This window comes from Streptomyces sp. NPDC031418 (assembly GCF_055581605.1).
This window is the reverse complement of the sequence record NZ_JBVIJC010000014.1, coordinates 83,271-108,598: the sequence shown is the minus strand read 5'-3', so window position 1 is coordinate 108,598 and position 25,328 is coordinate 83,271. Positions and strand designations below refer to the sequence as shown.

Genomic DNA, 25,328 nt, shown 5'->3' with positions numbered 1-25,328 from the left:
AGGCAGTCCGGTGGAAGACCGGGGCGTCGCCGATCCCTGGGAACGGCGTAGACGGCAGGGCGCCAGGCGTGCCACCCCCGGACTGGCACCGCACACACCACCTGCTGCGCATCTACCTCGCCACCGGCGCCGACCCGGCCACCCTCACCCGCGACACCCAGCTCGCCGGCGTGAAGATCGGCTCCTGGCTGCACCGCCAGCTGGCCGCCTGGCCCGCCCTCACCCCCGGCCAGCAGCAGCTGATGACCGCCCTCGACCTCACCCCCGACACCAACCCGCTCACCCCCGCCCGCCGAGCCCGCTGCACCTTCGCCGAGACCGTCCAGCTCCTGGAACTCTTCCTGCATCGCGAAGGCCGCGCCCCCGCCGCCCGCGAGACGATCCGCGTCGACGGCGACACCGTCAAGATCGGCGCCTGGCTCGCCAAGACCGGCCACCGGCACCGCTCAGGCCAGCTCCCCGACGACCATGCCCGCCTGCTCGCCACCCTCTTCGACGGCGACTGGACGTTCGACGACGCCGTTCCCGCCGTCCTGGCCTGAATGCTGTGCCCCGGCAAAGGGGGAATGATCGCCGGGCCCGTATGCTGCGCTAGCCCGGCGAACCGCCTGCTGAAAGGAATTCTCCACCGTGTTCTCGCAGACTCCCGTCTACGACCGCCTCGTCGCCGAGCGCGGCGACATCCCCGTCCAGGTCCGAGGGGAAGCCGACCGGATACAGCGCGACTTGGCACAGGTCCTGTTCCTGGCGTCCACCTCCCAGCGGAGCACCCCGCAGAACGTCTTCGAGCCGAAGCAGCTTCCCAGCGCCCTGTAAACCGGCGACCGTTGCCACCGGAGAGCAGCACACAGGCATGCGGCCGTCCCCCTCCCGCCTGGCCGCCCGGCGCTGTGCGGTCAGGCAGGTCCGGCTGGTCACCCAGCCCTCCCCGACTCCGTGATGTGCTGCTCCTACCGGGTCGCTGTGCCCGTCCTGAAGGGGCTCGGCGGCGGTGGCGTGTACCCGCGGCGTGGCCCGCGCATCAGGACTACCGGCCGCATGACACTGGTCAGTAGCGGATGTTCCAGCCCAGCGCCTCGGCGACGACCTGGAGACCGACCTCCAGGGTGAAGCAGACCCCCAGATCGTGGGCGTCGAGGCTGCTGCCGATCTGACGGAAGTGGCCGGCCAGCGTCCCCGGCTCGAAGGAGTCGGACAGTACGTGCCAGGGCGGGCGATACCCCGGGCGTTCCTGCTCCTGGGTGGCCAGGGTGACCGCGTAGGCGATCACCGCGGGCCACAGCTGCTCGACGAGGTAGTCCCGGCCGTCCTCGTCCGACTCCTGCTCCAACTCTTCGGCCAGCTGCGCGCGGAAACGCTCCCGCAGGTCCGGGTGGGCGGCTTCGACGGCCTCGACCACCCTCGCCAGGCCGGCCCCCGGCCCAAACGGATCCTTTCGGCGGCCGGGGCAGGACGGATGATGTGGGTCGTCGTGGGCCCGACGTCAGGTGAGGGCGCTGCGAAGGTAGGCGGGCAGCGCCTGGCAGACGGCCGGGTCTGCTTCCCAGCCGGGGGCGGTGAGTTGGTCGGCAGTGATGACGACGTGGTTGCCGTGGTCGGTGCGGACGACGACGCGGAACGTTTCGCCCCGGCTGTCCAGGCCGGCCAGGTAGGCGGCCAGAACGGCCCGGCCCACCTCGGCGGGGTCCGCACGGGTGGTCGCGCGGCCGAGGTCTTTGCAGATCCACACGCCGCTGAACCGTTCGTGCATCAGGATCTCCCACCGCACGCTAGCGGGCATGTCGTCGCGCATCACAACCGCGATCATGCCCCCACCAGCCGGTCTCCCGTACCGCTACCTGTGAGTACTGGCCAGAAAGCGCGCCTTGCCCCCCCGGACGAGCGGCTGGCACCAGCCCAGCTCACGTCTCACCGGCGCGCCCCGACCAAGGGCATCGAAACGGCTACCTCGCGCGGCCCTTGCGTTCTACCGTTGCCGGGCATGAGCACGCAGGCCTTCCAAGGCGTCTACCTTCTGCCGCTGTTCCACGCGATCGAGCAGGCCCGCGGTGAGGACGCCTACCAGCAGCTCCCCGCGCCCGCCCCGGCCAGCAGCCTGGCCGCCGACGACGCCCCGCTGGGCCCGTAGCCTGCGGCGGGTGCGGCGAGGCGGGCCGGCCTCTCGCCGACCGCCGCCTCCTCCGGTGGTACGTGCTCCCTGACGAGGTCGACTGGAACCAGGTGGTCGGCTGGGGCGCGCGGGGCGTGACGGCTCGCTGGCCGCCGCCTTTCATCTGGTCGTGGGTCCTGTCCACCCAGTCCTGAAGTTCGACCCAGGCGGTACTGATAGCCGCAGGGATCCGGCCGAGGATGAAGTTCTTCAGGGCGTGCTCGTCCGCCGCACTGTAGGCATGGAGCGCCTTGAGGAACCCCTGTTCCCTGCAGATGCGAAGACGCTTCCGGCTCAAGAGCGATCGCGTCACGCCGACCGGCGGACCGAGGAGCGGCACCTGCTTGCGAACGGGTGGGATTGGCGGTTCGTACGGCGAGTGGTGAGGCGACTTGCCTGGGCTGTGGCGGCATGAAGGGGCGGCGTCCGGCGACCGCCTCACGAAGGCTGCGGGGAGCACGGGTGGAGCCCTACAGCAGGCACGGCACGTTGGTGCGGGACCGGTTTCCGCAGGTTATCCGGGAGGACGGTGCCGAGCCGGTCACCTGCACCGCGGGCCGGGAGGAATTACGCAGCCGGCTGCGGGACAAGCTCGGCGAGGAAGTCGCCGAGTTCCTTGAGGCGGATGAGGACTCGGCGCCTGAGGAACTCGCAGACGTGCTGGAGGTCGTGCGCGCGCTCGCCGCGGACCTGGGAGTCGATGCGGATCAGATGGAGAAGATCCGTGAGGCCAAGGCTGGTGAGCGCTGCTTCCCACTATTCAGGCTGCGGAGCGGTTACGGCGCATCTCGGCAAGCCGCGCTTGGCCGGTGGGCCCGGCGCACACCCGTGCCCGGGAGGATCGGCGGTAGACAGGGCTCACGAAGAGGAGTTCGGCCGCCTCGTCGCGACTCGCGGCGACCCGCGGATTACCGATGAGGCGCTTGCCTTCGGCAGGATGGGCGCATGACCGAGATCCGCACACCCCGCCTCCTCCTTCGTAGCTGGCACGACGACGACCTTGCGCCGATGGCGGACATCAATGCGGACCCACGGGTTATGCGCTGGATCGACGACGGCTCGGTGCGCGACCTGGACCACACGGCCGATGACATCGAGCGGTGGGAGGAGGAGTGGGACGAGGAGGGCTTCGGGCTCTTCGCAGTCGAGCTGCTGGCCTCGGGCGAACTGATCGGCTTCACGGGACTGACCGTGCCCGAGTTCCTGCCGGAGGTGATGCCCGCCGTGGCGATCAGCTGGCGGATCGGCTCACAGTTTTGGGGCCAGGGATATGCGTCCGAAGCCGCGCACGCCACGCTTGAGTTCGCGCTCCAGGACCGCGGCCTGGACCGCGTCATCAGCATCAACCGGGTGGGGGACAACGCCTCCGAGAACGTCATCCGCAAGCTCGGCATGGTGCCCGAGCGGGAGACGGCACACCCGGTGTACGGCTACCCCCTGCATGTGCACGCCATCGATCTCACCGAGTTCCAGGCGTGAACCGCGGTGGTTCTTCACCAGCCGCTGCTGCAGGCGAGCAGGTGCCGTACCGTGAGCGGCTCGTCAATGCGAGGGTTCTCGTGCCAGCGTGACAGCAGCCGTACGATGCGGCTGGCGTGTTCGCCGCGGCACAGCGCGGCCAGGACGTCCCAGGTGGCCAGGCAGTCGCCCAGAGCGGTGTGCGCGGCGAGGTTTCCGGGGGAGTACAGGGCCGCCAGATCGCTCAGTGCGTGACTGCCTCGACGCCTGGTTTGCTGGCTGATCCGCATCGGATCCACGGCCTGGACATGCTGACCGAGTCGGTCGGCTAGCGTGGGAAGTCCGTGGCGCCGGCATTCCGCGTCCAGCAGTGGCAGGTCGAAGGTGCGGTTGAAGATCACCAGTGTGGCGCCGTTGCTGATGTGCTTGGCCAGGACGCTGACGAGTGCGTCAAGGGCTTCAAGGGGGGCCGCACCTTCGCTGCGGGCCAGTCTGTCGTTGATGCTGTGGACGTTGTAGGCGTCCTCGGGGATAGGGACACCCGGATTGATCAGCATGCTGTCCCAGGCCAGGGCACGATGGTCGGCCAGCAGCCAGGCAGCCTCCACGACGCGGGCCGTCTCTGTGTTGAGACCGGTCGTCTCCAGATCGAGAACGATGATCCGTCCGCCAGGGAACCATCCGGCCCTGTGGCGTCCCTCGGCTGAGGCCTCCTGCAGTTCTTTCTCGATCGTACGCCGGTCCGCGGCACGGGCCATCCGGCACAGGACGTGCGCCACCTCGCCGGGAGTGCTGGTGCGGGGCAGCCTGTGGAACTCCCCCTCCTCATCCGCTAGCCCGCCAGTAGAGGAGATGAACAAGGACGGTGCGTCGTCCGGTCTCGACAGCGATCCCACAGTGACTCCGTAGCGGACTACGTCGTCACCCAAGGACAGCATCAGCCGTTCGCCGGGCCCCGTGGCTTCACCCGGCCAAAGAAAGCGAGCCCAGGCCCGGGCGTCGTGGGCCAGATCCCGTTGACGCAGCAGCTCCTGGTGGCTGTCGGGCAGTTGAGGACCCGTGCAGGATCCGTTCCATGCGTAGGGCAGCTCCTCTATCAAGGCGTCAAGGAACGGCTCGGGGGCGCGAGAGTCGAAGAACATGCACCTGTCCTGTGGGCGGGGCACCAGGCCGGACCGCCCGGTGCAGACTGGCTGATCGTAAAACCACGGAGCGAGCCCCTGGCAGCGCCCTGCGGTCCGAGTACTCGCCCTAGGCGGTCGACGAAACGCATGATGATCGACACCGCGTCAGCAGCCCTCCTCCTCTGCGTGCTCTGCCCATGGCATGGGGCCCGGGGCATCGCCGCCAAGGCAAAGGTCGCGGCCGCCGCGCCCGCGGGCGAAGTTCGGTGGCCTGGCAAAGCGAGGCAATGACGGGACGGGGCAGGACCGATGGTGCCAGTCATGCCGTCATAGGCTCAACCGGGGGAAATGGCCCGGCCCTTGCCTGGTGTGCCTCTAGCATGACGTTCTGCGTCGGTGCCTCACACGCCTCCTCGGTACCTGTAAGCCTCTCCGTGCGCGGATTCCGCTCTCTGGCTCGTGTGGAGGACATCCCGGTCAGTAGCCCGACCATCCTGGCCGGTCACAACGACGGCGGGGAAAGCGCTGTGCTGACCGCTCTGGGCCTTTCTGCTGGGAAGCCATCGCTGGGTGGAAGGCGTCTTCATCCTGGACACGGGGGAGCAGGCAGCCACCGGCGGCACCGATGCGGCCGACTGGTCCGACGAACGGATCTGGGACGAGCTCGACGCCCGGCTCCCACTCGCCAGGAACCGGGCTGGAAGCCGGCGCGCGGCCCGATCACCGCCAAGTCGGTGCTGCCGATGCGCGCCCACGTCACCGAACCGATGCGCCCCGAGCGGGTGCTCCTGGCCGGCGACGCGGCCCACATCATCCCCCGACCGGCGCCAAGGGCCTCAACCTCCCCGCCACCGAGGTCATCGTGCTCGCCCAGGCGTTCGCCGAACTCCACAGGACCGGATCCACCGAACTGCTCGACACCTACTCCGACACCTGCCTCGAACGCGTCTGGCGGGCCGAGCACTTCTCGTACCATCTTCTTCTGACGTACGATCAGGTATGGGTTCCTCGACTCAGAGGTCCAGGACCAGCCGCTCTCCCCGGCAGCGGGAGACGCAGATCATCATGGTCTCCCCGGCCGCCCGCTCCTCCGCCGTGAGCAGTGAGTCGCGGTGGTCGGGGACGCCCTCCAGGACGTCCGTCTCGCAGGTCCCGCAGGTGCCCTCGGCGCAGGAGAAGAGCACCTCGACACCCGCGGCTCGAACGGTCTCCAGGACGGAGGTGTGCTCCGGGACGGACAGGGTCAGGCCGGAGCGGGCCAGTACGAGTTCGAACGGGGCGTCAGGAGAGGCAGCCTGAGCCCGCGGCTGGAAGCGTTCCATCCGTGGCTCCGGCCCGCCGTTCGCCGCACAGTACTGCTCGACGGCGTCAAGCAGCGGGCCCGGACCGCAGCAGTAGACGGCGGTGTCCGGTTGCGGGGCGCCCAGATAGGCGGACAGGTCCAGCAGACCGGTCTCGTCCTGCGGCCGGACTGCCACCCGCTGGCCGTAGCGGCCGGTCAGCTCGTCGAGGAAGGCCATGGAACCTCGTGTGCGTCCGCCGTAGAGCAGGGACCAGTCGGCGCCGGCCGCCTCCACCGCCCGCAGCATCGGCAGGATGGGGGTGATGCCGATCCCACCGGCGATGAAGAGGTACCGATCGGCGGGCCGCAGCGGGAAGTTGTTGCGCGGTCCCCGCACCCGTACGGTCTCGCCGACCCGTAGCCGCTCGTGCACGAAGGCCGATCCTCCCCGTCCCTCGGGTTCGCGCAGCACGGCGATCCGCCAGACGTCCCGTTCCGCCGGGTCCCCGCACAGCGAGTATGGGCGCTCCAACCCGTCGGCGAGGATGAGATCGAGGTGCGCGCCCGGCTCCCAGGGGGGAAGGCCGCTGCCCCGCAGGGCCAGGGAGATGACGCCGTCGGCCTCCCGGCGGCGGTCGGTGACGACGACGGTGTGCAGGTTCTCAGTCATCCGGAGCCTCGCTCGGGTGTCCTTCCGGGTGGGCCAGCAGCCAGCTCCACAGCTCGACCGGATCGTCGGCTGTGTGCTGCGCGCCGCAGTGGCACGTGCCGTGCAGCAGGTCGGTGCCCGGCTGCCAGTCGATGCGGTTGACCGTGTCGCTGGAGGGGCCGGTCATTCGGCGGCCAGCTTGGCGAGGATGCGGCGGGCGGCGAGGCCGCCGGTGTCGATGTTGATGCTGAGCTCCTGGTAGCCGGCCGGCTCGCTGTCCAGTGCGCGCTGCAGCAGGTTCAGGGCGTCGACGTCCTGCATCACCACCTGGTGGTTGAAGTCCCGTAGGAAAGCGGTGACTTCGGCGTCGTCGGTCGCGAAGTCGCGGGAGACGGCCCAGAAGTCGTAGACCTTGCCGGGTTCGGAAGGGGTGATGGCGTAGGTGATCTCGGTGCGGAACACCGGCGCGTCCTGCCCGACCGGCATGATCCGGCTGTGCAGCAGGTAGAGGCAGGGAGCGAAGTACTCGATGTCCTGCAGGCGGGTGATCCGGCCCTCGATGCCCGTCGAACGGGCGTAGAAGGGCGGGCACTCGGCGTTCGGCATGTGGCGGGAGACCCGGACGATCCCGGCGGCCTCGTCGACCTCGGTGGTGATGGGCGTCCCGGCGACCTCCGGCGTGCCGATGTGGCCGGCGTGCAGATAGGTCTCGTGGGAGAGGTCCATCAGGTTGTCGACCAGCAGCCCGTAGTCGCCGTCGATCGGTTCCATGCCGCAGACGGTGACCATCTCCGGGTCCGCCAGGTGCGGGGCGCGCGGGATCAGCTTCTCGTCGGCCAGCGCCGGATCGCCGACCCAGACCCAGACGAAGGAGTCGAGCTCGACCGCGGGATAGGCGGCGACCCGGGCTGTGCGCGGGATGCGCTGCTGGCCGGGGACGAACACACAGGTGCCGGTGGTGTCATAGGTGAAGCCGTGGTAGCCGCAGACGATCCGGTCGCCGTCCAGGCGGCTCGCCGAGAGCGGGTAGCGGCGGTGCACGCAGCGGTCGGCGAGAGCGACGACACGCCCGTCCTCCTCGGTGCGGTAGAGGACGAGCGGCTCGCCGAGGATCGACCGTCCGAGCAGCTCGCGGCCGATCTCGCTGCCGTAGGCGGCGACGTACCACTGGTTGCGGGCGAATGCGGTGGCCATGGGGCGCTCCCGTCACTGACAACTGGGTGTGGGTGCGACGAGGTTCGCAGGGCCGCGACACCGCCCACAACGGGACTTCCGTCAGGTGGAAGTCCGTCCCAGAGCGCGGGAGATGCCCAGCCCGGCGACCCGGACGGCGAGAACCAGCGCGCTCGGCGCCGAACCCTCGACCGGCACCACGACGGACACCGAAGCCACCACATCTCCCCGCGCGTTCCGCACCGGCGCCGCCACCGACAGCGCGTCATCGGTTATCTGACGGTCACTCACGGCGAAGCCGGCGCGGCGGACCTCGGCGAGCATCCTGCGCAGCCGCACCGGATCGGTCGTGGTGAACGGAGTGAAGCCGGCCAACTCCCCTGACAGATACTTCTCCTGTACCTCGGCGGCGCTGTGGGCGAGCAGCACGAGACCGACTCCTGTCGCGTGCAGCGGCCATCGCGCGCCGACCTCGGTGCGCACGCCCACGGCCGAGCGGCCGGAGATCCGCTCGATGTAGACCACCTCGAGACCGTCCCGCACCGCGAGTTGGACGTTCTCATGGGTGGCCTCGTACAGGTCCTCCAGAAACGGCATCGCGGCCTCGCGCAGGGCGAGGCCGCGAGGGGCGAGGGCGCCGAGCTCCCACAGCCGCAGGCCGATGTGGTAGACGCCCCCAGGGTCGCGCTCCAGTGCACCCCAGGCCGTCAGTAGGCCGACGAGGCGGTGCGTGGTCGGCAGGGTGAGGCCGGCGCGCCTGCTGATCTCGGTCAGCGACAGCGCCGGGCCGGCATGCCCGAAGGCCGCCAGTACGGCGAGCAGCCGGTCGGCGGCCGAACGGGGGGCCGGGTCGGTCATGCGTAGAAACGGTAGACGGCCTGGGCGACGACGGCGGGCTTGGGCTGTCCGTCGATCTCGACGGTCAGATCGACGGTGACCTCCGCGCCGCCCTTGACCTCGACGACTGACGCGATTGCGCCCTGGGCGCGGATCTTGGCGCCGACGCGGACCGGTGAGGGGAAACGGACCTTGTTGAGGCCGTAGTTGACGGCCATGCCGACGCCCTGGACCTTCAGCAGCTCGCTCCACAGCGGGATGAGCAGCGAGAGGCTCAGGTAGCCGTGGGCGATGGTGCCGCCGAAGGGGCCGGTCCTGGCGCGTTCGACGTCGACGTGGATCCACTGGTGGTCGCCGGTCGCGTCGGCGAAGGTGTTCACCCGCTCCTGCGTGATCTCCAGCCACTCGCTGTGGCCGAGGTCGGCGCCGCCGAGCTCGAGCAGTTCGGCGATGCCGTTGACGGTACGGGACATGGGGAGGCCTCTCCGAGGGGTCAAAGGGTGGTCAGCGCTGGCTGTAGGTGGCCCGGAGCGGGCCCTTGAGCAGCTTGCCCGCGCCGCTGCGCGGGAGGGCGTCGGCGAACAGCACCGACTTGGGGATCTTGTAGCGGGCGAGCCGCCCGTCCAGGTGGGCGATCAGTTCCTCGGCACCGGCTTCGGCGCCCGGCCGCAGGACGACGACGGCGCGGCCGACCTCGCCCCACTTCTCGTCGGGTACGCCGAAGACCGCGCACTCGGCGACGGCCGGGTGCTCCAGCAGGGCGTCCTCGACCTCGGCCGGGTAGACGTTCTCGCCGCCCGAGATGAACATGTCCTTCAGCCGGTCCACCAGCCGGATGTAGCCCTCCGCGTCCACCGCGGCGATGTCGCCGGAGCGGAACCAGTGGCCGTCCCGGAAGGCGGCAGCGGTCTCTTCCGGGCGCTCCCAGTAGCCGGGCGTGACATGGGGCCCGGCGATCAGCACCTCTCCCGGCTCGTCCACCCCGACCGGATCGCCGGCCGGGTCCGCCAGCCGTACGTCGGTGAAGAAGTGCGGTACGCCCGCCGTTCCGGCGTGGGAGAGCGCGTCCTGCCGGTCCAGGAGCAGGACGCCGGGCGAGGCCTCGGTCATGCCGTAGCCCTGGACGAAGGCCAGGCCCCCCTCGAGGTAGCGGCGGATGGTCCGGGTCGGCACGGGCGCGCCCCCGCACAGCAGGTTGCGCAGGCTGCCGAGGTCCGCCTCCGCCCAGCCGGGCTCCGCGGCTACTGCGTCGTACATCGCCGGGACGCCGAACAGGCAGGTGATCCGGTGGCGTTCGATCAGCTCCAGGGTGCGGGCCGGGTCGAAGGCGGACTCCAGCACGGCCGTGCCGCCCTTGAGCAGGGTGGGCAGGCAGGTCATGTTGAGTGCGGCGGTGTGGAACAGCGGTGCGCTGACCAGGGTGACCTCGTCGGTCGACAGGTCCACGTCGACCAGGACGTTGAGGCTGTTCCAGAGGATGTTGCCGTGGGTGAGCATGGCGCCCTTGGGGCGGCCGGTCGTCCCCGAGGTGTACATGATCATGCACAGGTCGTCCGGACCGACCGGCACGTCGAGCGGATCGGTCGAAGCCCCGGCCAGGAGCGTCTCGTAACCGTCACCCTCAGCCTCCAGCACTTCCACATGCGCGGAGAGTTCGGCGGACCCGGGCTGACGCACCGTCAGTAGCAGGCGGCTGCCCGAGTCCCGCAGTTGGTAGCGCAGCTCCGGTGCGGCGAGTCGGGTGTTGAGCGGGACGAAGACCGCGCCGAGCTGCCCGGCGGCGAAGAGGGTCTCCAGGAAGGCGGGGTGGTTCGGCCCCAGGAAGGCCACACGATCGCCCTGCCGCACGCCGCGTGCGCGCAGCAGGTGGGCGAGGCGGGTGGTCCGGTCGTGCAGCTCGGCGTAGCTGGTGGCGCGCTCTTCGTGGAGCAGGGCGGTGCGGTGGGGGGTCTTGCGGGCCCTGCGGGCGGGCCAGGACCCGATGCCTTGGTTCTGCAACGCGGGACTCCCTTGTCTGGCGTCACTGCTGCTTGTCGAGGCCGAGCAGCCTGGCGGCGTTCTCCTTGAGGATCTTCGGACGGACCTCGTCCTTGACCGGGAGCCCGGCGAAGTCGGCGAGCCAGCGGTCCGGGCTGATCAGCGGGTAGTCGGAGCCGAACAGCACCTTGTCCTTGAGCAGGCTGTTGGCGTACTGGACCAGCTGCGGCGGGAAGTACTTCGGCGACCATCCCGAAAGGTCGATGTACACCTGCGGCTTGTGGGTGGCCACCGCCAACGCCTCGTCCTGCCAGGGGAAGGACGGGTGGGCGAGGATGATCGGCATCCCGGGGAAGTCGGCGGCGACGTCGTCGATCAGCATCGGGTTGGAATACTTGAGCCGGATGCCGCCACCGCCGGGGGCGCCGGCGCCGATCCCGGTCTGGCCGGTGTGGAAGACGGCGATCGCGCCGGCCTCCTCGATGGCCTCGTACAGCGGGTAGGCCATGCGGTCATCGGGGTGGAATGCCTGGACGTTGGGGTGGAACTTGAAGCCCTTGACCCCGAACTCCTCGACCAGCCTGCGGATCTGCCGCACGGCCATCTTCCCCTTGTACGGGTCGACGCTGGCGAAGGGAATGATCACATCGGGGTTCTCCCGCGCGGCCTCGGCGACCTCCTCGTTGGGGACGGCCGGGGTGCCCGTGGCGGCCTCGGCGTCCACGGTGAAGACCACGCAGGCCATCCTCCGCTCGCGGTAGTACGCGGCGATCTCCGGGAGGGTCGGGCGGCGGTGCTCCGCCTTGAAGTACGCCCCGGCGGCGGCGTCCAGCTCCTCGGAGAGCGAACCCTGGCCGCGCGAGGACACCTCGGCGTGCGTATGGACGTCGATGGCGACGAGCTCGTCCACGTTCATGGGGTGACTCCCTTCGTATTCTCTGGCCTTCAGATCCTCGGGGCCGGGATGCCGTAGGTCTCCGGCACGCGCCCGACGGTGACCGGCCAGGCGGCGGCGATGGCCTCCGCGCTCCAGCCGCCGTCCGCGTAGGCGACGGAGATCTCCTGCGGGTGCGACCACAGGGCCAGCTTGTCCCCGCCGATGCCGATGCACTGCCCGGTGATCGCGGCCGAGGCGTCGGAGGCGAGGAAGGTGATCAGCGGGGCGACGTCCTCCGCGGTGCCGAAGCCCTCGCCCTTGCGCAGGCTGTCGGGCAGCGGGGTGCCGTGCTGCTCCAGAGCCTCGACGTGCGGGGCGAAGACCGGGATGGTCTTGGTCATCGCCGTGGCGGCGACGGGGATCACGGCGTTGGCGGTGATGCCGGCCTTGGCCAGCTCCATCGCCCAGGTGCGCACCATGGCGGCGATGCCGGCCTTGGCAGCCGCGTAGTTGGTCTGGCCGAAGTTGCCGCGCTGCCCGGCGGGGGAGCCGGCGACGATGATCCGCCCGCCCTCTCCCTGCTCGCGCATCCGCTCCACGGCTGCCCGGACGCAGGTGAAGGTGCCGCGCAGATGGACCTGGACCACGGTGTCGAAGTCCTCGTCGGTCATCTTCCACAGCACCCGATCGCGCAGCACGCCCGCGTTGGTGACCATGACGTCCAGCCGCCCGAAGGCCTCGACCGCGCGCGCGACCAGGGCCTCGGCGGCCTCGGTGGTGCCGACCGCGGCGACCTCGGCGACGGCTCGACCGCCGGCGGACCCGATCTCCTTGACGGCGGTGGCCGCGGCGTCGCCGTCCACATCGTTGACCACGACGGCCGTGCCCGCAGCGGCGAGGGCCTTGGCATAGGCGAGTCCGAGTCCGCGACCGCTGCCGGTGACGACGGCGACCTTGCCGCTCAGATCCATGGGAGTGCTCCTTGGCTAGGGGGCGGTGCGCTCAACTTAGGCAGGTTCCTGTCGGCGGTCAATGGACCTGCCGAATATTTGGGCGCATTCACACGCGGGTCGCCGGGCGCCCTACGCTGTGCCCGTGACCAGTCCCGATCTCGCCCCGCGCCCCCAGTCGCTGATGCTCACCTTCTTCGGCATCCATGTGCTCGGCCGGGACATCGCCCTGTCCTCCGCCTGCGTGATCGACGTGTTCGCGAGGATCGGCGTCACCGAGGAGGCCGTTCGCTCGACCCTCACCCGCATGGTCAACCGCGGCCTGCTCGAGCGGCACCGCCAGGGTCGGAAGATGTACTTCGCGCTGACCCCTCGCGCCGTCGCCGTACTGCAGGACGGGCACGACCGCGTCTGGCGCACCGGCGCGGTCAACCGCGACTGGGACGGCCAGTGGACGCTGGTCGGCTTCTCCCTTCCCGAGGCCTGGCGGCGCGAGCGGCACGATCTGCGCTCCCGCCTGACCTGGGGCGGCTTCGGTCCGCTGCAGAGCGGCCTGTGGGTCGCGCCGGGCGTCGTGGACGTCAAAGCGCTCCTGGCGGACCTCTCCCTCGCCGCCCACCTCCGGGTGTTCCGCGGCACCGTCCTGGAGCCGACGGAGGCGGCGCAGGTGGTGGAGTCGGCCTTCGACACCGCCTCGATCGCCGCCGAGTACCACGCCTTCCTGGACCGCTGGAGCGAGCCCGACGCCGGCGGTGCGGACCCGCTGGGCGGGCAGCTGCTGCTGCACACCGACTGGCTCGAGCTGGTCCGCCGCGACCCGCACCTGCCCGCGGAACACCTGCCCGGCGACTGGCCCGCGATCCGCGCCGAGGAGCTCTTCCGCGCGCTGGCTGGGCGCTGCGCCTCCGCCGCGCGGGCGGAGGCCCAGCGAGTTCTGGACACGATCCCGGTGCACTGACGCAATCTCCCGCGATGTCGGTCCGCGGCATGGCCATCGGCAGATCTTGGGCAATCTTTTGACCCTCGCCAAAAAATCGCCCTACATTCGACGCGTTCTCGGCCCGCTCGGCGCTCCTGCTGAGGCGCCCCTGCCGCTCCTTCCGAACCCACCCCGCGAGAAGGACCCCTCACCATGCGCACATGCCTCGCGCGCCGACTCACCGTCGGCTGCACCGCCCTCGCCCTCGTTGAGAGGATCCAAGTCGCCATGAGTACCTGTGAGATTGAGCCCGGCGAACGTTCGTCGGCGGGCAGTGGCATGAGTCGGCCGGCGGCACGCGGGCCGAGGTGATCGACCCGTCCACCGGCCGGGTGGCCACCACCGTCACCGAGGCCGACGCGGCGGTCCGCGCCGCCCGGGAGGCCTTCGAGCAGGGCCCGTGGGCCGCGACAAGCGGGCGCGGGCGCGGCCGGGTGCTGCACCGGATCGCCCGGCTGATCAGGGAGAACGCCGATGAGCTCACCGCCCTGGAGAGCCTGGACGTCGGCAAGCCCGTCTCCCTCTATCGGCCCGTGGACGTCGAGACCGCCGCCGACCAGTACGAGTACTACGCCGCCCTCGCCCAGACCTTGGACGGAGCGAACCGCGACACCCCGCTCAACGCCTTCGCCCACACCCGGCGCGGTCCGCTCGGCGTCGTGGCGGCCATCACCCCCTTCAACTTCCCGCTGATCCTCTCCAGTTCGAAGATCGCGCCCGCTCTCGCGGCCGGCAACACGGTCGTCCACAAGCCCGCCGACGAGACGCCGCTGAGCGCGCTGTTCATGGCCGGCCTGTTCCAGCGAGCCGGCCTGCCCGACGGCGTCGTCAACGTCGTCACCGGCACCGGCCCGGTGGCGGGTGAGGCCCTGCTCAGGCACCCCGGGATCGACGAGGTCGCCTTCACCGGCTCGACGGCGATCGGCCGGCACGCCGCGAGCGTGGGCGGCGAGGCGCTCAAGCCGGTCACCTTCGAACTCGGCGGCAACGCGGCTCATCTCGTCTTCGAGGACGCCGACCTGAACAAGGCGATCGGCGCCGTCATCAAGGGGCTTCGTCTTCAACACCGGCCAGTTCTGCATGGGCGGGCCCCGGCTGCTGTACGAGACGGTGCTGGGGATCCTCGCGGAGGCCGTCCCCGGCGTCCCGGTCGGCGCCCCCCCCGGGACCCGGACACCGTGGTCGGGCCGATGGCCGGCGACCGGCATCTGAAGAAGGTCGAGGAGTACGTCGCCCTCGCCCGCCAGGAGGGCGGTCGCATCGTCTGCGGCGGCGAAGGCCTCGAACTGAACGGCGGCTGACCGGTCGGCCATGCCGGCCGTCTGATGACGTCCGGTCTCTGCCCCGGTCACCGAGCCCGCCTGGTCTGCCCCGGGCATGACAGCGCCGTCCCGGGAGCGGTGCCGCTCGCCGCCCCGCACTGCCAGGCTCACCAGGCAGACCAGACCCGCATGTCCTCACCGCCTCCTCGGTCCGCCGGCGCGGTCACCGCATGACAGCGGTGCGCGGCGGCGGCTCCGGTGTGAGGACAGTGCTCCTGAGCGCTGGGGTCTCCGGCCCATGGGGTGGGGGAGTGGGGCAGTGTCTGCCCAGGTGCTGGTCACGGGTGAGGGGTCGTCATGGGTTCGGGTGGTCGTGTGGTTCCGCTGGTGGTGCTGTCTTCTCTGGTCGTGGCGGGGTGCTCTTCCTCGACCACTCATTCGGGTGGGGCGGGGAAGAGCGGGGCGCCGTCGTCGGTTTCGGCGGTGCCCGCGGGTCGGTCGGAGAGATCCCGGTGGCTGCGGGTCCGCAGAAGACGTACACGGTGCAGCAGCGGCCGCCCGCGGGCAGCTGCCACTACCGGCACGAGCAGGGCGAGCCGCTCCAGGACCTGAAGTGCACCCCGGGTGCTACGTCGCCGGCGGTGGCGCAGGCGAACCTGGCTTCGACTATCTGCCGCAAGGGCGGCTACACCAACCTCACCGACACCCGGAACGCATCCTGCGCTGCATCCGGCGGACGATCGCCGGCCATCGTCCAGGCCCGGCCGTGTGGGGGAGAGGTAGCGCGCCTTGCCCCTTCGGGCGACCGTCGGAGGCCGGGTACCTCGGTACTCTTGCCGCTGCCTGACCAAGTGATTTATGCGGGTACGGCGTCAGTCGGCGATGAACTCGCGGACCAGCTTGGTGAAGTCGTCCCGCTTCTCGAAGAACGCGACGTGACCGGCGTCGATCTCGGCGTAGGCGCTGCCCGCTATCGCCGCGTGCAGGGCCCGGCTGTGCTCCACCGGCACGGTGGCGTCCTGAGAGCAGCCCACCACCAGCGTCGGTGCCTGGATGCGTGGCAGCAGGTGACGGATGTCCACGCGCAGATCCAGGTCGACATGGCGCAGGGTGCCGGGGGTGGGCGGCATGTTGGGCACGAGCTTCTCGACCTCGTCGCGGCCGATGGCGTTGAGGAAGCCGCGGCTGAAGCCGGTCATGGTGACGCTGCGGCCGAAGCTCTCGGCGTCCACCTGGCCCAGCCGCAGCCACAACGTGAAGAGGTTCCTCATGTATTCGTCGGCGTCGGTGTGCGCCCAGCCTGCCACTGTGATCAGGCGCCGCACGAGATCGGGCCGGGTGGCCGCGACGGCGGCGACCACGGGTGCCCCCATGGAGAAGCCCAGCAGGTCGACCGGGCGCGCCCCGGCGTCCTCGATGACGGCGATGACCTGCTGGGCCAGGCCGTCGACAGTCAGCGGCGCGCCGTCGTCAGTGGTCCGCTCGGTGCCGGAAAGGTCGGGCGTGATGACGGTGTGCCGATCGGCGAACGCGGGCACGATCTGACCCCACGTCAGCTCGGCGCCCGCGGAGCCGGTGCCGTGCACCAGAACGAGGGTCGGTCCGGTGCCGGTCACGTCGTAGTGGACCTGGGCGTTGCCTGCGGTGACTGTTGCCATGGTCGTCTCTCCCCCTGAGGATGGGCGCGCCGGTTTAGTTGCGGCGCGGAAGTTTCGATGCGGGATTCTATGCATGACGATATTCCTCATGTCAACTATCCGCAGCGCAAGCACTCCTGCTAGCCTTCTGCCATGCCCACACCCGATCTCTTCGACGACGCCCGCTTCACCGCCATGGGCCTGCTCCTGGAAACCCACGACGGGCTGCTCGCCCGGCTGGCGCCCAGCCTGGGAGGTATGTCGCCGCTGGACTTCGACGTCCTGGTACGGCTGAGCCGTTCACCCGGCCGGCGGCTGCGGCTGAGCGACCTGGCCGCCCAGACCTCCCTCTCGACCAGCGGAGTGACCCGTGTCGTCGACCGCCTCCAGCGCCGCGGCGAGGTCCGGCGCGAGGCCCGCGTCGACGACCGCCGCAGCACCTACGCTGTGCTGACCGCCGAGGGCGTGGACCTCCTGGAGCGGATCCTTCCCGGCCATCTCGAGGCGATCGAGCACTGGTTCACCAGTCGGCTGACCACCGAACAACTCGACGCGCTGAACAGCGCTCTGCGCATCGTCCGCGACGCTGTCCATCCGGACGCCGCCGCGCACTGAGCCGAATCGAGCGCAGGCGCCACGTGTCGCGGCGCGCAGCCCACGAGGCGGATCGGGGGGGGGCGGGCAGCTCGCGAGGGCAGCATGCTGTCGACCGTCTCCCCGGGGCCGAGCAGGTCCGGCACCCCCAGCGGGGCCACCTTCCCCTCGCCGGGCTGCATCCGCAGTGCCCGGCCCACGGCCTGGACGAGGTCGGGCATAGAGCCGCAGACGTCAGCGAAGGAGACGCAGTCGCAGTTCCTGGTGCCGAAGCCCTCGCCAAGCACCCGCACCGAGCCCAGGAAGCTCTTCTCCATGACCGCGCCGTCCCTGGCGATCCCGGCCGCGAACTCGCCGAGCACTCGACGCTGGGGGAGTCGTTTGTGCTCGCCGCCCGGCCAGTCGGCCTACACCACACGCGGGTACAGCTCAGGATCCGCACTTTGCAGTCGGCCGACGACGCGGGGGAGGCCGGCCGCGAAGGCTTCGGTCTCCTCGACGACGTGGTGGAAGACCAGCGTCCTGCGGAACCCTTCCTCGGCCGACGCCACAAGCGCCGTCTGCAGCGCGGCGAGCCGCGCCCCGCGCACCTCATCCGAGCGGCCCTCAGCGCCCAGGAGCTGGGCGGCTTGAAGCTGGGTGCCGGTGATGGCGACCGGGCTGCACCTGAACCTGGTCCGTCACCGCCCCCGTCTGCCGGCCACCCTGCAGCGGGCCCTGCACCGCGTCCCGCACACCATCACCGAGGGGCTTAACGCCGCCCCGGCGGGGCTTCGGGCCGCCCGCCCAGGCCCCGCCCGCACCCTCCCGCCGGACCGCGAATCGCTGGATCACACTGCCGGCCCTTGAGCGGTTCGACTCTCTCGACAGTTCCAGCCACTGCATCGGCACCTGTACTGCGCCGATGATCAAATGGAGACACCGGCCCAAGCCCCGACCGCGCACCGAGCCCACCCTGAGCAAGATCCCCGTCGATGTCGTACAGCACGAAGTACAGACCGGCGGAGGAGCCGCGGCGGATCTGGCGCGAGCGGATCAGCGGAATCACCGTGTTGCGGACCGCGTCGTGCACGCTGTCGTTGACTGTGGGGTCCGGGGCGGTGAGCGTGTCCGCCTTCACCGTCCACCGAGGGCCCTGGCGCTCCACCCCGACGAACACCGCGCGCTGTTGCTTGGCCCGCCGGTATGCGGCGTTGAAGGCATCGACGCCGGTGGCATCCGGGACCAGGCTGGCGGGGCACGGAACGGGCGGCGGCTGCGTGAACAGCATCGTGCCAGGCAGCGCTCAGGGCTGTACGGCCGACTGCATGAGCGAGGCGGCTGCCGGACCGGACAGCCGCCTCGTTCTACGCTCTCCTGCCCGCTCAGCCGCGTACGATGTTCTGCGCCTGCGGGCCCTTCTGGCCCTGGCCGATGTCGAACGTGACGTGCTCCCCCTCGGTCAGCTCGCGATACCCGCTGCCCTTGATCTCGGAGTAGTGCGCGAAGACGTCCGGACCCCCGCCGTCCTGCTCGATGAAGCCGAAACCCTTTTCGGCGTTGAACCACTTCACGGTGCCGCTGGCCATACCGGTTGATCCTTCATTCAGGCCCAGGAACAGCCCTACCACCGGGCATGCTCCGGCTCGCGCAACCACACGAACCAACAGCCGTTCTACCCCGCAACGCCACCTCCACACGGCTGCCGACACGACCAAGGAACCAGATGTTCGCCTGGGGGCGATCGGATCGCGTAGCCGTCACCCGGCCGGCGCCGCCCCTTTGCGTTCCCACCCACGCGGCCGTACGGCACCGACTGGAGCAGAACACCTGGTCAGAGCGGGTGAAGTAGCGGGGGGCCAGACGGTGGCCGCACACCGGGCAGGTGGGCCCGCTCCTCCAGCCATACCTACGGTCTACGCCCCTTCGCCCCCGCGCACCGGCCTGTTTTCCACCGCACAGCGCGTGACCTTGCGGGCCGGCTGGGTGTTGAGCCGGTGACGCGCGTTGGTCTGGACGCCCCACGTTGGGCCGGTGCGGTCCGCGGCCCTTCGATTCCGCGCTCTGGCGTCGGGGCCGCGTCAGCTTCCCTCCGAGGCCTACAAGGTCCTGATCATCCCCGAGCGGTCAGGGCCTTCGTCGTGCCGGGCGCCGTTGCATACCCCGGGGCCGGTTGACTGACTGGCGGGGCTGCCGGACCGGGGCCCAACCACGGTGACGGCTCGGCAGCCCGGGAGCACGGGCGCCGTACCGGTGCTGGCGGGTTCCCTGGGGGTGCGGTGCGGGTGGCGGTGGCCGCACCGCGCGGTCAGCGCCCCGGCCAGCGGTATCTGGTCGGCATCGACGTCAATATGGCCTCCGCCGCCGGCACGAACGGGCTCAACGTCGGCCTCGGCGAGGCGACGCACGTCAAGGCCCCCGCGTTCGACCCGAAGCTGCCCGGCTCGTGGCTGGTCGACCTGTCCCACGTCGACCTGTCAAAAGTGAAGGTCGGCAAGGAGTGGGTGGAGCTGGACGGCTCGCTGCTCCCCAGCCCGTTCACGCCGAAGGGCGAGCGCCCGCAAGGGCCGGGCCTTGTACGCGACGCCCACCGTCGCCTACGCCCAGGAGCTCGGCTACGAGGCGCGGCCGATCGAGGCGTGGGTCCGCTACGACAACGGCCGCTACCTGAACGGCTGGTACAACCGGCTCCGCGACGCCTACCTCGCCACGATGGCCGACCTCGCCCCGGCCGGCTTCCTCACCGCGATGGACAGCTACAAGGACCGCGACCCGGACCCTGCGATCGTCGTCTCGGCGATCAAGGCGACGGTCACGGCGGCCGGGGCAAGCTGCGCGAACGGCCCCGGGGCGAAGGCTGGCGGCCGGGCCAGCCATGGCGCGCCCTGTCCCGCCCGACGTGGCGGCCGGACATGTGCGCGGCGGTCATCTCCCGCACCCGGAGCAACCTCCACCGCAAGATCGTCAAGCACGCCGCGTTCACCGGCCAGTACCCCGTCGCGATCCTGTCCGACTGCGTGGTCCACGCGGCCAACGGTCCGAGCCCGTTGGACTTCCTGCCGTACCGGGACGGCAAGCCGCTGCCCGGCGGTTTCAAGCTCGGCGTCAACCCGGCCTGGTCAAGCACGAGGGCACCCAGAACGTCCTGTGGGGCGAAGAGATCCGGGAGCGGTTCAACGCCCCGGAGCTTAACCTCGCCCGGTACATCAAGGACGGCACCGTCACCGACGTCGACAACGGAGAGCAGGAGTAGGCCACGATGAGCCTGCTCGGGGACGGCCTGGAGAAGGCGGTGCAGAAGGCGTTCACCCGCCCGGCGCCGAAGCCGGCCGGTGCGCAGAAGCGGTACCTGGTCAAGCAGCTCAAGGGCACGAAGGTGGTCGCCCAGATGCTGCGGGTCTCCCAGCGCACCGTCGAGCGGTACGTGAAGGACCAGATCAAGAAGCCGCGCCCCGAACTTCGCCGAGCGCCTGGAGCGCGAGGTGAAGAAGCGGTGGCAGCCGCAGATCCGGGCCAAGGCCCGGCGGAAGGCGGCCACCACCGGTGGCATCGTCATCGACACCCAGGCGCGCATGGGCTACACCGCGCCGATCGGCTCCACGGACGAGGACCGCGTCCGGCACCTGACCGTCGCCCTGCCGCCCGCCTACGCCGCCCGCCTCTTCGAGGCCCAGGAACAGGGCGCCACCGACCAGCAGCTCCAGCAGATCGTGGCCGAAGGACTCAAGGAGTGTTACTCCAGGACGGCGGCCGCCGCGCCGGCAGCCTCGAGGAGGTCCACTTCACAGACATCGAGCACCTCGAGTTCGACCTGTAGTGGCCTGCGCCCTGAGCAGCCGAGAGCCCCGGTGTGACTGAGCGCTTCACCTGCCAAGTTTGCGTTCGAACTGGCCAGCTGTGCTTTCCGCGCGAGGACGGTGCTCTCCGATGCTCCGCCAGAACTCGCGGAGCGCGGTGACGAGTGCCTCGGGTGCCTCTTCGGCGATGTGGTGCCCGGAAACGATCGGGCCACCGACCAGCCGGTCGCCCGCCCAGTCGCGCCAGACGCTTCTCACGTCGCCGTACAGGTCGGCCATGTCGTCATGGGTGGCCCACAGGACCTGCAGCGGAGAGCCGATGCGTCGCCCGGTCTGCCGGTCGGCGTCGCCGTGCTCACGGTCGACACCGAGTCCGGCTCGGTAGTCCTCGCACATGGCGTGCACGGTGGCCGGGTCGTGGATCGCACGGCGGTAGTCCTCGTACGCTTCGGTGCCCATCTGCTCAGGTGTGGCCTTGTACCAGGCGTCGGGGTCGGCGTTGATGATGCGTTCGGCGGGCTTGTCGGTCTGTCCGAGGAAGAACCAGTGCCACCAGCTTGCGGCGAACGTGGCGTCGCAGCGCTGCAGTGCCTCCCCGATGGGGACGGCGTCCAGCACGCTGACGGCGGACACGGCCTCCGGATGGTCCAGGGCGAGGCGGGTGGCCACGTACGCGCCCCGGTCGTGTCCGACGACGGCGAACCGTTCGTGCCCCAGTTGGCGCATGACAGCCAGGCAGTCACCGGCCATGGCCCGCTTGGAGTACGGCCTGTGCAACTCGTCGGTCGGCGGCTTTTCGGACTCGCCGTAGCCGCGCAGGTCGGGGCAGACCACCGTGTGACCTGCTGCGACAAGCCGCGGAGCGACGCGGTGCCAGGTCACGTGCGTACGCGGGTGGCCATGCACGAGCAACACCGCTGGCCCACTGCCGCCGTAACGCACCCGCAGCTGCGCCCCGTTCCCTTCAACTCGAGTCAGCTGGAACCCCTCGAACATGGCCTCCTGGCCTCCCTTGTATGGGACCTCCAGCTCCTCTGCCCCAGAGCACTCGGACCATGCGAGGGTCGCTCGCGCGGTGAAGTAGGCCGCGCTCAACTGGCCGACTCACGCGCTCAGTCACAACTGGGCCCTTCACTTGGCGGATGAGCGGTTGAGTTGGCGAGTTGCGTTTCCGCGCGTTGACAGGTTGCGATGTGCCAGGTTGGCATCCTGCTGGGGCTGCTGGCATCTGCCGCCGCGCCGGATGGGCGTGTGCTTGCGCCGCCTTGGGTGAACACCTGCACAGGTGGCGGTACCGTTCCCAACGTGCCCTGCGGGCACTACGCAGTGCCGCGTGCCGTTGGGGCACTGGCCGGCCCTGACGGCCTGGCCAAGGCCCCGTGCGGTAGGAGGAGGGGAGGTGTCAGTTTCATGATCGGCCCTACCGCCCCACGAGGACGGCGGATCACTCGCCCCGATGTGATCCTGCGCGGAGAGGAAGTCGGTGCCGGACCGACCTTCCTGCTCCTTCACGCCGGTGGCGAACGCCGTCAGGTGTGGGGACCGGTCAGCGAGGTCCTCGTCGACGCCGGGTACCGGTGTGTGGCCTTCGACCAGCGAGGCCACGGCGACAGCGAGGGCAGTGCTCGCACGCTGTCCGCGTGCGCGGATGACGTCGCCGCGATGGTGCACACCGAGCCACCGGAAAGCGTGGTCGTCGGTGCCTCACTCGGCGGGCTCGCCGCCATCGCCGCTCTCGCGGATCCGGCAGTGCGAGCCAGGGTGGCGGGGCTGGTGCTGGTCGACGTCGTACCCTGCCTCCACCCCTCCAGGGTCCGCCGCTTCCTCGCTTCCGTCGGTCCGCTCGGCGCCCACACCGAGCTCGTCGAGGACATCCTCGCCCAGGTCCCACGGCTACGGCAGGTCACCGAGGAACTCGACCTGCCCCTCCTGCTCGTCCATGGCGACGACGGCTCGTCGCTCACCGACGAGGACATCGACCAGTTGCTGCACCTGGCTCCTCACACCACAGTCCGGCCCATCCGTGGCGCCGGGCACCTCATCGCCCGCAGTCAGCCCGTGGCCTTGGCCCAAGCAGTCATCGCCGCCACCACCGCCTGGCGGTGAGCACGCCGCTGGTTTCCAGTACCCCGCGAAGGAGGGTGACGTCATCGCAGGCGAGGCCACGGGTCTGGCCGATTCCCTCAACGACAGGTGCCCGGCCAACGCGCAACTCGCCAATTGAACTGCTCAGTCAAGCACCGTCACGGTCGTAACGCAGCGCGGCGAACAGCTCGTTGAAGCAATCGTCGGGCAGCCGCCGCGGCAGACGCTGAGGAAGCGAGGGCCGGTACCTGCCTCCCGCCGACTGCCGGGTCGTCCGGCCAGCTGCCGTCGGCAACCGGCGGCGTTCCCGAGCTGAGGGAAACGGGTTGGTGATCGGGCCGGTGCCCTCCTCCAGATGGAAGTCGTAGAACGATCTCAGCACGGTCTCGCAGTGCGCCCGCGTCGACGCCAATAAAGCAAGCCCGGCGCGGCCCGCCCTGTGACCGGCTTCTGCACACCCGCCGCGGGCCGTGTCAACGCCTCTGCGGGACCCTCACCGAAGGCCCGGTAGCGCCAATGCGCCCGAGAAGCCTTCGGCACGATCTGCTGGCGCGGGCATCCTGTCCGACCTCGCCTACGAGCTGCTGTGGCTCACCGACGCCCGTGGTGCCGTGGCCATCCTCGAACACGCCATCCCGCGCGCCCAACACCCCACCGCACGCTCCCTCCTCCATCTGCGCCAGGCCCGCGTCCTCGCCGTCCTCGGCGAGGACGCGCGGGTGCCGCCGGGCTCTGACCGCCGCGGAGAAGTCACTCCAAGCCCCCTCCTGCGATCCGGCACCCGCCTGGTGCTCCTGGATGGGGATGGCGGACTTGGCCGCGGACAGCGGCAGGTGCCTTGCCGATCTCGGCCAGCGACGGCGGGCTCACCAGCTCATGGACGAGGGCATCGCCCTTCTCCCAGCCACCCGCTCCAAAACGCGCGCGGTGTTCCTCACCTACCAGGCCGAGACCTACCTCCGCGACGGCGAAGTGGAGATCGCAGCGGAGACCGCCACCCGTTCCCTGGACTTGGCCAACCGCATCAACGCTCCTTGGCGCGTCACGATGGTCCGTGACCTGGAGCCAGCACTGTCTCCCTACGCTCACACCGCAGCCGTGGACGACCTCCTCGAGCGGCTGCGGGCCACCGGCTGAAGCGGACTGCGACGTGTATCTGGGTCACACCTCCTCGAGGCCCTGCCGCAGATCGGTGTACATCCGCAGCCGTACGGGCTGGCCAGCAGCCCGGGTGTCGATGACGAGCAGGCCGGGCTCGGACAGGTGCGCTTCTCGGATCGGGTCCACGTCTGTCACTACGTGTTCGTGGACGGCCCGGGTTCTGTCCAGACTCCGGATTCACCTGGCCGGGTGAGTTGTCAGTGGCGACGCCTACCGTTCCCTGTATGACCAGTTCGCCGAACTCCCCCGACCGAGCATGGGTGTTGGAAGCCGCCATCCGGACAGCTCCGGTCGCCGATCCTCAATGGCAGGAACAACTCAACAGGCTCGCCAAGTAGCCACGTACGACCCGGAGACCCAGACGTGGCATGCCCGTCTCGGTGCGCTCGACCTGGCGGGCATGCAGCTGCTGCAGACCCTCTTCGACGCCGCGCGCATCCACGGCACCGAGGTGCGCCTCACGCCCATGGCGGTCCCGGCGTCCTGGGACGGCCCCACCTTCACCACGGGGCCGGACGTTGCCGCTGAGCTGGAGGCTCAGGCTGATCGTGGTCGGCCGCTCGGACAGCTTCCTCTGGCCTGACCAGCACGCGCCGGACGGGGACTTCGAACTCGTTGTCGGCGACGTGGAGGTAGTTGGTGCGGGTGCAGCGCTGGGGATGCCCACCATCCCTAGGTCTGTCCCGCCTATGTGGCACGACGTCCATGCGCGTCGTCTGGGCGATCGCCTCGGTCCCACTGCCGGGCTGACGGGGGAGGGGAGCTGAGGGCGACGGGGTGGCGGGGTAGAGCACTTGACGCCCGTAGCGGGCGCGGGCGCGGTCGGCGACGGTTTCAATCGCGAGCGGTTTGTCGTCGCTCGCGTCGAGGGTGAGCGTCTTTTCGATCTTGAGGGATGCGTTTCGAGCGGGGCGCCTCCAGTACACCGTACGCCTCGTCCTCGCCGGCATAGTCCGCATCCATCATCTTCTCCACCAACGCAACGGCCGTTGCACGAGCTGTCACCGTCACAGCCACCCCTCCCCCAAGAGGGTCGGCCTAGACAGTCACATGATCGGCCGGGCAGGCCTTAGCAGGCAGACATGCTATGTATGACCGGGGATCAATAGTCGGATAGCTATAGATAAAGGTAAAAAAGGGGCAGCTGAAAGACCGCATTCATCCCTGCACGCCCGTTGACAGGGGCATGGTGTGTGCCGCAACTTCATGCGAGACACAGGCACGCACGGCGCAGGGTCGCACGAGAGGCTCCGGGCGGCGAAAGAGTCATGCGGCGGCGCTGCCGTACGGGAACCGAGTGAGGAGGTGCGGTCGGGAAACCGCTCCGCCGCGAGTTCCCCGGGGCCCGCGGACGCCGT

Annotated in this window: 27 protein-coding genes and 3 pseudogenes; 14 read left to right on the top strand and 16 right to left on the bottom strand. The window is 70.1% G+C overall.

All coding sequences use genetic code 11. From position 1 onward, the window contains the following. Positions 1-68 precede the first annotated feature (68 nt). Entirely contained in the window at positions 69-542 is a 474-nt protein-coding gene (locus ACZ5CZ_RS22255; protein WP_468945306.1) for a hypothetical protein, read from the top strand. A gap of 88 nt (positions 543-630) precedes the next feature. Continuing rightward, positions 631-816 carry a hypothetical protein gene (locus ACZ5CZ_RS22250; protein WP_385845342.1) on the top strand — a complete coding sequence of 62 codons (186 nt, stop codon included), beginning with the start codon at positions 631-633 and terminating at the stop codon, positions 814-816. Positions 817-1,048: 232 nt separating this feature from the next. Here ACZ5CZ_RS22250 and ACZ5CZ_RS22245 read toward each other — a convergent pair whose 3' ends face one another. After that, positions 1,049-1,399, bottom strand: a complete 351-nt coding sequence (locus ACZ5CZ_RS22245) for a hypothetical protein (protein ID WP_468945303.1) — start codon at positions 1,397-1,399, stop codon at positions 1,049-1,051. An 84-nt stretch (positions 1,400-1,483) separates the two neighbouring features. Next, the gene (locus ACZ5CZ_RS22240; RefSeq protein WP_468945301.1) at positions 1,484-1,807 is read right to left on the bottom strand and encodes a hypothetical protein; all 324 of its coding nucleotides are present in this window, start codon (positions 1,805-1,807) and stop codon (positions 1,484-1,486) included. A 174-nt stretch (positions 1,808-1,981) separates the two neighbouring features. Between ACZ5CZ_RS22240 and ACZ5CZ_RS22235 the strand changes: the two genes are divergently transcribed. The 3 genes from ACZ5CZ_RS22235 to ACZ5CZ_RS22225 all read left to right on the top strand — a co-directional run bounded on the left by ACZ5CZ_RS22235 (position 1,982) and on the right by ACZ5CZ_RS22225 (position 3,628). Continuing rightward, a complete protein-coding gene (locus ACZ5CZ_RS22235; protein ID WP_468945298.1) occupies positions 1,982-2,128 on the top strand; it encodes a hypothetical protein in 147 nt (48 codons plus the stop codon). 483 nt (positions 2,129-2,611) lie between these two features. Further along, positions 2,612-3,067: a nucleoside triphosphate pyrophosphohydrolase gene (locus tag ACZ5CZ_RS22230; protein ID WP_468945296.1), complete on the top strand. Its 456-nt coding sequence runs from the start codon at positions 2,612-2,614 to the stop codon at positions 3,065-3,067. Positions 3,068-3,094: 27 nt separating this feature from the next. Continuing rightward, the gene (locus ACZ5CZ_RS22225) at positions 3,095-3,628 is read left to right on the top strand and encodes a GNAT family N-acetyltransferase (protein ID WP_468945293.1); all 534 of its coding nucleotides are present in this window, start codon (positions 3,095-3,097) and stop codon (positions 3,626-3,628) included. Positions 3,629-3,642: 14 nt separating this feature from the next. Here the strand turns inward: ACZ5CZ_RS22225 and ACZ5CZ_RS22220 are convergent, their stop codons facing one another. Continuing rightward, complete coding sequence (locus tag ACZ5CZ_RS22220) at positions 3,643-4,749, bottom strand: exonuclease domain-containing protein (protein ID WP_468945291.1); 1,107 nt, start codon at positions 4,747-4,749, stop codon at positions 3,643-3,645. Positions 4,750-5,349: 600 nt separating this feature from the next. On the opposite strand from ACZ5CZ_RS22220, the pseudogene ACZ5CZ_RS22215 reads away from it, so the two are divergent. Next, positions 5,350-5,830 (top strand): annotated as a pseudogene (locus ACZ5CZ_RS22215) (FAD-dependent monooxygenase); the annotation flags it as partial. Here the strand turns inward: ACZ5CZ_RS22215 and ACZ5CZ_RS22210 are convergent. The 8 genes from ACZ5CZ_RS22210 to ACZ5CZ_RS22175 form a co-directional block, all read right to left on the bottom strand. Next, on the bottom strand, positions 5,745-6,683 hold the full coding sequence (locus tag ACZ5CZ_RS22210) for a PDR/VanB family oxidoreductase (RefSeq protein WP_468945289.1): 939 nt from the start codon (positions 6,681-6,683) through the stop codon (positions 5,745-5,747). The pseudogene ACZ5CZ_RS22215 and the gene ACZ5CZ_RS22210 sit on opposite strands and share 86 nt — an antisense overlap. Beyond that, a complete protein-coding gene (locus ACZ5CZ_RS22205) occupies positions 6,676-6,849 on the bottom strand; it encodes a hypothetical protein (RefSeq protein WP_468945287.1) in 174 nt (57 codons plus the stop codon). The genes ACZ5CZ_RS22210 and ACZ5CZ_RS22205 overlap by 8 nt, the downstream gene beginning before the upstream one ends. Then, on the bottom strand, positions 6,846-7,856 hold the full coding sequence (locus tag ACZ5CZ_RS22200; RefSeq protein WP_468945284.1) for an aromatic ring-hydroxylating dioxygenase subunit alpha: 1,011 nt from the start codon (positions 7,854-7,856) through the stop codon (positions 6,846-6,848). Before ACZ5CZ_RS22200 ends, ACZ5CZ_RS22205 begins: the two co-directional genes overlap by 4 nt. A gap of 81 nt (positions 7,857-7,937) precedes the next feature. Beyond that, the gene (locus ACZ5CZ_RS22195; RefSeq protein WP_468945282.1) at positions 7,938-8,693 is read right to left on the bottom strand and encodes an IclR family transcriptional regulator; all 756 of its coding nucleotides are present in this window, start codon (positions 8,691-8,693) and stop codon (positions 7,938-7,940) included. Further along, the gene (locus tag ACZ5CZ_RS22190) at positions 8,690-9,145 is read right to left on the bottom strand and encodes a MaoC family dehydratase (RefSeq protein ID WP_385845330.1); all 456 of its coding nucleotides are present in this window, start codon (positions 9,143-9,145) and stop codon (positions 8,690-8,692) included. The genes ACZ5CZ_RS22195 and ACZ5CZ_RS22190 overlap by 4 nt, the downstream gene beginning before the upstream one ends. A gap of 31 nt (positions 9,146-9,176) precedes the next feature. Further along, positions 9,177-10,670: an acyl-CoA synthetase gene (locus ACZ5CZ_RS22185; protein WP_468945279.1), complete on the bottom strand. Its 1,494-nt coding sequence runs from the start codon at positions 10,668-10,670 to the stop codon at positions 9,177-9,179. 22 nt (positions 10,671-10,692) lie between these two features. Then, entirely contained in the window at positions 10,693-11,565 is an 873-nt protein-coding gene (locus ACZ5CZ_RS22180) for an amidohydrolase family protein (RefSeq protein ID WP_468945277.1), read from the bottom strand. A 29-nt stretch (positions 11,566-11,594) separates the two neighbouring features. Continuing rightward, complete coding sequence (locus tag ACZ5CZ_RS22175) at positions 11,595-12,497, bottom strand: SDR family NAD(P)-dependent oxidoreductase (protein WP_468945275.1); 903 nt, start codon at positions 12,495-12,497, stop codon at positions 11,595-11,597. A 118-nt stretch (positions 12,498-12,615) separates the two neighbouring features. Between ACZ5CZ_RS22175 and ACZ5CZ_RS22170 the strand changes: the two genes are divergently transcribed. Together ACZ5CZ_RS22170 and ACZ5CZ_RS22165 are read left to right on the top strand one after the other, a co-directional pair. Beyond that, a complete protein-coding gene (locus ACZ5CZ_RS22170) occupies positions 12,616-13,434 on the top strand; it encodes a PaaX family transcriptional regulator (protein ID WP_468945273.1) in 819 nt (272 codons plus the stop codon). 329 nt (positions 13,435-13,763) lie between these two features. Further along, positions 13,764-14,756, top strand: coding sequence for an aldehyde dehydrogenase family protein (locus ACZ5CZ_RS22165; RefSeq protein ID WP_468945270.1), 993 nt, complete (start codon positions 13,764-13,766; stop codon positions 14,754-14,756). A gap of 833 nt (positions 14,757-15,589) precedes the next feature. On the opposite strand, the gene ACZ5CZ_RS22160 is transcribed toward ACZ5CZ_RS22165, so the two are convergent. Further along, a complete protein-coding gene (locus ACZ5CZ_RS22160; RefSeq protein WP_468945267.1) occupies positions 15,590-16,375 on the bottom strand; it encodes an alpha/beta fold hydrolase in 786 nt (261 codons plus the stop codon). A gap of 132 nt (positions 16,376-16,507) precedes the next feature. On the opposite strand from ACZ5CZ_RS22160, the gene ACZ5CZ_RS22155 reads away from it, so the two are divergent. Then, positions 16,508-16,969 (top strand): MarR family winged helix-turn-helix transcriptional regulator, encoded by a 462-nt coding sequence (locus ACZ5CZ_RS22155; protein WP_468945265.1) that lies wholly within the window; start codon positions 16,508-16,510, stop codon positions 16,967-16,969. Positions 16,970-17,699: 730 nt separating this feature from the next. On the opposite strand, the gene ACZ5CZ_RS22150 is transcribed toward ACZ5CZ_RS22155, so the two are convergent. Together ACZ5CZ_RS22150 and ACZ5CZ_RS22145 are read right to left on the bottom strand one after the other, a co-directional pair. Beyond that, positions 17,700-18,218: a hypothetical protein gene (locus tag ACZ5CZ_RS22150; RefSeq protein ID WP_468945262.1), complete on the bottom strand. Its 519-nt coding sequence runs from the start codon at positions 18,216-18,218 to the stop codon at positions 17,700-17,702. Between the two features lie 94 nt (positions 18,219-18,312). After that, positions 18,313-18,516 (bottom strand): cold-shock protein, encoded by a 204-nt coding sequence (locus tag ACZ5CZ_RS22145; protein ID WP_055711351.1) that lies wholly within the window; start codon positions 18,514-18,516, stop codon positions 18,313-18,315. Positions 18,517-19,251: 735 nt separating this feature from the next. Between ACZ5CZ_RS22145 and ACZ5CZ_RS22140 the strand changes: the two are divergent. After that, positions 19,252-20,180 (top strand): annotated as a pseudogene (locus ACZ5CZ_RS22140) (telomere-associated protein Tap); the annotation flags it as partial. A gap of 6 nt (positions 20,181-20,186) precedes the next feature. After that, positions 20,187-20,744, top strand: a pseudogene (tpg, locus tag ACZ5CZ_RS22135) (telomere-protecting terminal protein Tpg). Positions 20,745-20,790: 46 nt separating this feature from the next. On the opposite strand, the gene ACZ5CZ_RS22130 reads toward tpg, so the two are convergent. Next, positions 20,791-21,720, bottom strand: coding sequence for an alpha/beta fold hydrolase (locus tag ACZ5CZ_RS22130; RefSeq protein ID WP_468945259.1), 930 nt, complete (start codon positions 21,718-21,720; stop codon positions 20,791-20,793). Positions 21,721-22,134: 414 nt separating this feature from the next. On the opposite strand from ACZ5CZ_RS22130, the gene ACZ5CZ_RS22125 reads away from it, so the two are divergent. Both ACZ5CZ_RS22125 and ACZ5CZ_RS22120 read left to right on the top strand, forming a co-directional pair. Continuing rightward, complete coding sequence (locus tag ACZ5CZ_RS22125; RefSeq protein WP_468945256.1) at positions 22,135-22,830, top strand: alpha/beta fold hydrolase; 696 nt, start codon at positions 22,135-22,137, stop codon at positions 22,828-22,830. An 855-nt stretch (positions 22,831-23,685) separates the two neighbouring features. Then, positions 23,686-23,946 (top strand): hypothetical protein, encoded by a 261-nt coding sequence (locus ACZ5CZ_RS22120; RefSeq protein ID WP_468945254.1) that lies wholly within the window; start codon positions 23,686-23,688, stop codon positions 23,944-23,946. A gap of 24 nt (positions 23,947-23,970) precedes the next feature. On the opposite strand, the gene ACZ5CZ_RS22115 is transcribed toward ACZ5CZ_RS22120, so the two are convergent. Beyond that, entirely contained in the window at positions 23,971-24,105 is a 135-nt protein-coding gene (locus tag ACZ5CZ_RS22115) for a hypothetical protein (protein WP_468945252.1), read from the bottom strand. A 265-nt stretch (positions 24,106-24,370) separates the two neighbouring features. On the opposite strand from ACZ5CZ_RS22115, the gene ACZ5CZ_RS22110 reads away from it, so the two are divergent. Then, a complete protein-coding gene (locus tag ACZ5CZ_RS22110) occupies positions 24,371-24,553 on the top strand; it encodes a hypothetical protein (protein ID WP_468945250.1) in 183 nt (60 codons plus the stop codon). Positions 24,554-25,328 lie beyond the last annotated feature (775 nt).

Bases quoted from the DNA above. Each gene is read 5' to 3' on its own strand.
- ACZ5CZ_RS22240 (WP_468945301.1), bottom strand. From the start codon at position 1,807: ATGATCGCGGTTGTGATGCGCGACGACATGCCCGCTAGCGTGCGGTGG.
- ACZ5CZ_RS22235 (WP_468945298.1), top strand. From the start codon at position 1,982: ATGAGCACGCAGGCCTTCCAAGGCGTCTACCTTCTGCCGCTGTTCCAC.
- ACZ5CZ_RS22225 (WP_468945293.1), top strand. From the start codon at position 3,095: ATGACCGAGATCCGCACACCCCGCCTCCTCCTTCGTAGCTGGCACGAC.
- ACZ5CZ_RS22220 (WP_468945291.1), bottom strand. From the start codon at position 4,749: ATGTTCTTCGACTCTCGCGCCCCCGAGCCGTTCCTTGACGCCTTGATA.
- ACZ5CZ_RS22210 (WP_468945289.1), bottom strand. From the start codon at position 6,683: ATGACTGAGAACCTGCACACCGTCGTCGTCACCGACCGCCGCCGGGAG.
- ACZ5CZ_RS22205 (WP_468945287.1), bottom strand. From the start codon at position 6,849: ATGACCGGCCCCTCCAGCGACACGGTCAACCGCATCGACTGGCAGCCG.
- ACZ5CZ_RS22200 (WP_468945284.1), bottom strand. From the start codon at position 7,856: ATGGCCACCGCATTCGCCCGCAACCAGTGGTACGTCGCCGCCTACGGC.
- ACZ5CZ_RS22195 (WP_468945282.1), bottom strand. From the start codon at position 8,693: ATGACCGACCCGGCCCCCCGTTCGGCCGCCGACCGGCTGCTCGCCGTA.
- ACZ5CZ_RS22190 (WP_385845330.1), bottom strand. From the start codon at position 9,145: ATGTCCCGTACCGTCAACGGCATCGCCGAACTGCTCGAGCTCGGCGGC.
- ACZ5CZ_RS22180 (WP_468945277.1), bottom strand. From the start codon at position 11,565: ATGAACGTGGACGAGCTCGTCGCCATCGACGTCCATACGCACGCCGAG.
- ACZ5CZ_RS22175 (WP_468945275.1), bottom strand. From the start codon at position 12,497: ATGGATCTGAGCGGCAAGGTCGCCGTCGTCACCGGCAGCGGTCGCGGA.
- ACZ5CZ_RS22160 (WP_468945267.1), bottom strand. From the start codon at position 16,375: ATGGCAACAGTCACCGCAGGCAACGCCCAGGTCCACTACGACGTGACC.
- ACZ5CZ_RS22155 (WP_468945265.1), top strand. From the start codon at position 16,508: ATGCCCACACCCGATCTCTTCGACGACGCCCGCTTCACCGCCATGGGC.
- ACZ5CZ_RS22150 (WP_468945262.1), bottom strand. From the start codon at position 18,218: ATGCTGTTCACGCAGCCGCCGCCCGTTCCGTGCCCCGCCAGCCTGGTC.
- ACZ5CZ_RS22145 (WP_055711351.1), bottom strand. From the start codon at position 18,516: ATGGCCAGCGGCACCGTGAAGTGGTTCAACGCCGAAAAGGGTTTCGGC.
- ACZ5CZ_RS22130 (WP_468945259.1), bottom strand. From the start codon at position 21,720: ATGTTCGAGGGGTTCCAGCTGACTCGAGTTGAAGGGAACGGGGCGCAG.
- ACZ5CZ_RS22125 (WP_468945256.1), top strand. From the start codon at position 22,135: ATGATCGGCCCTACCGCCCCACGAGGACGGCGGATCACTCGCCCCGAT.
- ACZ5CZ_RS22120 (WP_468945254.1), top strand. From the start codon at position 23,686: ATGGACGAGGGCATCGCCCTTCTCCCAGCCACCCGCTCCAAAACGCGC.
- ACZ5CZ_RS22110 (WP_468945250.1), top strand. From the start codon at position 24,371: ATGCAGCTGCTGCAGACCCTCTTCGACGCCGCGCGCATCCACGGCACC.